The organism is Mesorhizobium sp. M5C.F.Ca.IN.020.32.2.1 (assembly GCF_004023105.1).
GTDB classification, from domain to species: Bacteria; Pseudomonadota; Alphaproteobacteria; order Rhizobiales; family Rhizobiaceae; genus Mesorhizobium; species Mesorhizobium wenxiniae.
The window spans coordinates 1-4,334 of the sequence record NZ_RZSX01000556.1 but is presented as its reverse complement, the minus strand read 5'-3'; the positions used below and the strand labels follow the sequence as shown (position 1 = coordinate 4,334).

Annotated in this window: 4 protein-coding genes; 2 read left to right on the top strand and 2 right to left on the bottom strand. The window is 61.4% G+C overall.

Features of this window, described 5'->3' with window-relative positions; translation table 11 throughout:
- Both EOA86_RS24150 and EOA86_RS24145 read left to right on the top strand, forming a co-directional pair.
- Positions 1–874 (top strand): sterol desaturase family protein (locus EOA86_RS24150; protein ID WP_164891936.1); only part of this gene is annotated, 874 nt, incomplete at its 5' end.
- A 236-nt stretch (positions 875–1,110) separates the two neighbouring features.
- Complete coding sequence (locus EOA86_RS24145; protein WP_245497358.1) at positions 1,111–2,001, top strand: GNAT family N-acetyltransferase; 891 nt, start codon at positions 1,111–1,113, stop codon at positions 1,999–2,001.
- A gap of 98 nt (positions 2,002–2,099) precedes the next feature.
- Here the strand turns inward: EOA86_RS24145 and EOA86_RS24140 are convergent, their stop codons facing one another.
- Both EOA86_RS24140 and EOA86_RS24135 read right to left on the bottom strand, forming a co-directional pair.
- A complete protein-coding gene (locus EOA86_RS24140; protein ID WP_127208456.1) occupies positions 2,100–3,461 on the bottom strand; it encodes a sorbosone dehydrogenase family protein in 1,362 nt (453 codons plus the stop codon).
- Positions 3,462–3,523: 62 nt separating this feature from the next.
- The coding region (locus tag EOA86_RS24135) for a c-type cytochrome (protein ID WP_128343965.1) at positions 3,524–4,334 on the bottom strand (811 nt) is incomplete at its 5' end.

Sequence of the window (4,334 nt, the reverse complement as noted above, 5' to 3'; positions counted from 1 at the left end):
GCACAAGTCCCTCAGGGACTTTTTCGATTTCGCTTTCCCGGCGGAAGTCATCCTGCATCCGTCGGCGCGAGCGGATGTCCTATTTTGGGTCACTAAACGGGCGATAATGCCTTTCCTGCTCATCCCTGCCGGCGTCACCTTCGTTGCCGCCGTGGGCTATGGGACGCACCAGGCAATCGGCTGGCTCCTTGATATCCAGGCGCCGCTCATCGACGGCCCGGCCGGACCGGTGACGATCGTCATCTTCACCGCAACCATGCTGATCGCCTACGACATTTCGTACTATCTTTACCATGTCGCCCAACACCACTTCCCGTTCCTATGGGAATTGCACAAAGTGCATCATTCGGCCGAGGTGATGGTGGGAATCACCAAGGATCGGGTTCATCCGCTGGACGATCTGATGAACCGTATCTGGGACGGTGTCATCCCGGGGATATGCTTCGGCATCTGGAGCCTGATCGCGCTCGATCCTGTAGAGATCGTTATCTTCGGCATCAACGTCTATGTCATTCGCAACATCCTGATGATGGACTTTGTTCGCCATACCCATTTCAAGATTTCCTTCGGCCGGTTGAACAACATCATCTTGTGTCCGCACTGGCACCAGGTGCACCACAGCATCGACCCTCGCCACTACGACAAGAATTTTGGCCTGCTGTTTTCGTTCTGGGATCGCCTGTTCGGGACGCAGTTTGTCCCGGATCCGGATGAAGACCTCAAATTTGGCCTGATAGATCGCGATGTGCGCGACTATCAATCGCTCTTTGGGCTTTACATCCTGCCGCTCAAGAAGATGGGAGGGCATGTCGCCAGACTGTTCCAGAGGCGTCTCGATGTCATCGCACAGCCACAGGATCGTTCCCCTTCATGAACACCATTGTTTCGATTGACGCTTCGAGCGCAGAGCGCCTGGAAGTTGTCCGCTCGGCGGATCGCCTGGCTGCGATCGAAGCCGATTGGATGCATCTTTGGCATCGCACTGATGGGCTGATCTTTCAGAGCCATGCCTGGATTTCGGCATGGTGGAGTACCGTAGCGGACCGTGACCAGCGCGCGCTGCGGATCGGGTTGGTCTGGAATGGTGACAGGCTCGTTGCCGTCTTTCCCATGGCGATCGGCAAGCGCAAAGGCCTGCGGTTTCTCGAATGGGCGGCCGGCAGCTATACCGATTACGGGGATATTCTCGTTGCTCCGGAATGCTCTTCATCGGCGCTGCAGGACGTATGGGCCCGGATCTGTGAAGCCGGTGGCTTCGATATTGCCTTTCTCAATCATCTATTGCCGGGTGCGGCGGTCCGCAGAATTTTCACTCCGGATACCTCTGGCGGGATCAGGCTTCGCCCCAATCACAGAGAGGAAGTCAGCTATCGCGTCGCCGGACAATGGGAGAGCGGAGCCGCGTGGTTCGCGGAGCAATCGAAAAAGACGCGGCAGAACTATCGGCGCGGCGTCAATACGCTGGAAGAAGCCGGGAAAATGAAATTTCGCCTGCTTGCGCCAGACGAGCCGCTGCAGCCGGTACTGGACCGCCTCTCTGCCCTGAAGCGCAGATGGCTGGTGGAGCGCAAGCGTGAATCCCAACTTTTCGAAGAGGGAGCGCCAGTACTCGCCGCACTCGTCGAGGCGCTGGCGCGCGCCGGCGTGCTGCACATTTTCGTACTTGAATGCAATGGCGCGATGGTCGCAGTCTCCATCAACTTCGTCCAGCACCACACCATGATGGCCTTCGTGACCACTTTCGATCCGGATTTCAGCCAGGCGTCGCCCGGCATGATCCTGATGATGGACTACATACGGTGGTCGATCGATCACGGCTTGCGCACAGTCGATTTCCTGTGCGGCGCAGAGTCGTTCAAGCACAAATTCGCAACGCAGGGCGTTGTCCTGCAATCCGTTCTTGGGACGCGCACGGCGCAAGGCTCGCTCGCTTCTCTTGCCGATCGTATGCGCCAGAGGGTCCGGCATGTACGCGGGCGCGGACTGGTGCCGACAGCTTGATTTTCGGCTTGATCGGCGCCCGGAACACCGTGTCCGACAGGCAATGGCAAGTGGTGTCGTATCGCTTCCCTCGTCGGGTCGCCGGTAGCACGAACCGCTCAAAGTGCCGATTGCGTCTGAGATGGAACGACCCGCCAGACCTTGTTGCCGACATCATCCGCCACCAGCAGGGCGCCGCGACGGTCTATCGCCACTCCCACAGGACGGCCAAAGGCCTTGTCGTCCTCGCTCAGGAAGCCGGTGAGGATGTCCTGAGGCGGGCCTGACGGCTTGCCGCCGGTAAACGGCACGAAAATCACCTTGTAGCCGCTGCGCGGCTTGCGATTCCACGAGCCATGCTGGCCGACGAACGCGCCATTCCTGTATTGAGGACCGAACAGGTCGCCCGTGTTGAAGGTCAGTCCCAATGAAGCCGTGTGCGCCCCGAGCGCATAGTCCGGCTTGATCGCCTGGGCGACGAGGTCGGGCCGCTGCGGCTTGACGCGATTATCGACATGCTGGCCGTAGTAGCTGTAAGGCCAGCCGTAGAAGCCGCCATCCTTCACCGAAGTCATGTAGTCCGGCACGAGGTCGCTGCCGATCTCGTCGCGCTCGTTGACGGCGACCCAGAGTTCGCCGCTTTCCGGATTCCAGGACAGGCCGTTCGGATTGCGCAGCCCGGAGGCGAAGAGACGCGACTGCTTCGAAGCGAGATCGATCTCCAGCACTGCCGCGCGGTTCTCCTCTTCCCCCAAGCCGTTCTCGCCGACATTGGAATTGGATCCGACCGTCGCATAGAGCTTCGTGCCGTCCTGCGAGGCGGTCATGTCCTTGGTCCAGTGGTGGTTCCTCCCCGCAGGCAGGTCGACGATCTTCTCCGCCGGTGCGGTGATCTCGGTCGCACCCTCCTGGTAGGGAAAGGCCACAATTGCATTGGCGTTGGCGACGTAGAGCTTGCCGTTAAGTAGCGTCATGCCGAATGGCGAGAACAGCCCGGTGAGGAAGGCCGTTTTGGTTTCCGCCACCCCGTCGCCATCCTGATCGCGCAGCAACGAGATGCGATTGGCGCTAGACGTTTGCGCGCCGGCCTGGCTCTGGAAGAGGTTTGTGAAGAAGCGGCGTATGCTGCGTAAGCTCTCTATGAAGAAGCTGCGTATGCTGCGTATTCTGAAGCCCTCGTCCGGCTTGGGCGGGGCATTGCTCTCGGCCACCAGCACGTCGCCGTTTGGCAGCACGTATAGCCAGCGCGGATGGTCGAGCCCGCCGGCAAACTCGTTTACTGCAAATCCCTGGGCCGCCGTCGGCTTCGTGCCCTGCGGCCATGGCGCGGCCTTGGCGACATGGACGGTCGGCAGCCAAGTCGGATTCGGCTCCGGCAGGGTCGGGTTGGGGCCATAGGTCTCCGCGATCGGAACCGTCGCCTCTTCGCGCGACAGGAAGAAGACCGCTCCGCCGGCGACGACGAAAAGAACGATCAGCATGAGAAGGGCGGCAAGCAACTTTTTCACCAGAACCTCGAAAATGTGAAAGAACGCAAACGCGCTTATCGCGTTCCGGTTGCGGATGGAGCGGCGGATAGGGCGAAGTAGGCCGCAAGCGCGCGGACGTCGTCGTCCGTGAGACCCTTCGCGGCATTGGCCATGAGATGGCCGAAGCGCGTTCCACCCCGCTTTCCCGCCCTGAACAGCCCAAGCTGCGCCTCGATATAGCGCTCGGGCTGGCCGGCGATGGAGGGATAGAGCGGGCTGCGGTCCTGTCGTCCGTGACAGCCGAGACAGACTGGCACGCCGGCCTCCTTGATACCCCTCTCGGCGATTTCCCTGCCGCGCCGGACAAGTGCTGGATCGCCCTCGCCCCCGGGGTGCCTCGTCGGCAGGGCGGCGAAATGCTTGGCCAGATCCGGCCAGGATTGAGGCCCTGCCGCAATGGCGGGCAGGCTCATCAAGCCGCTTGCCCGACCTTCCTCGGCATAGGCACGCAGGCTTTCTAGGAGATAGGCCTCGCTCTGCCCGGCGAGAACGGGGATCGCAGGACCGCGCCCGAGACCGTCCCCACCGTGGCAGCGGCCGCAATCCGCGAGCGCCTGCCGTAGGGTTGCGGCAGCGCCTTCAGGAGGCGCAAGCGTTGCTCCATAGGCGAGGTCACGGTAGGTGGCTTCGTCCATCCACGGCAGTTCGCGCAGGAAGGCTACCATCGCCCAGACCTCGTCGTCGCGTTCCTGCGTCGGCCAGGCCGGCATGCCGGTGAAGCGCACGCCGTGTTTGACGATGCGAAAAAGTTCCGCGTCGGACCATTCGCCGACGGCCCCAGCAAGGTCAGGCGGCTGCGGCAGCATTCTCATGACGACAGGAGAT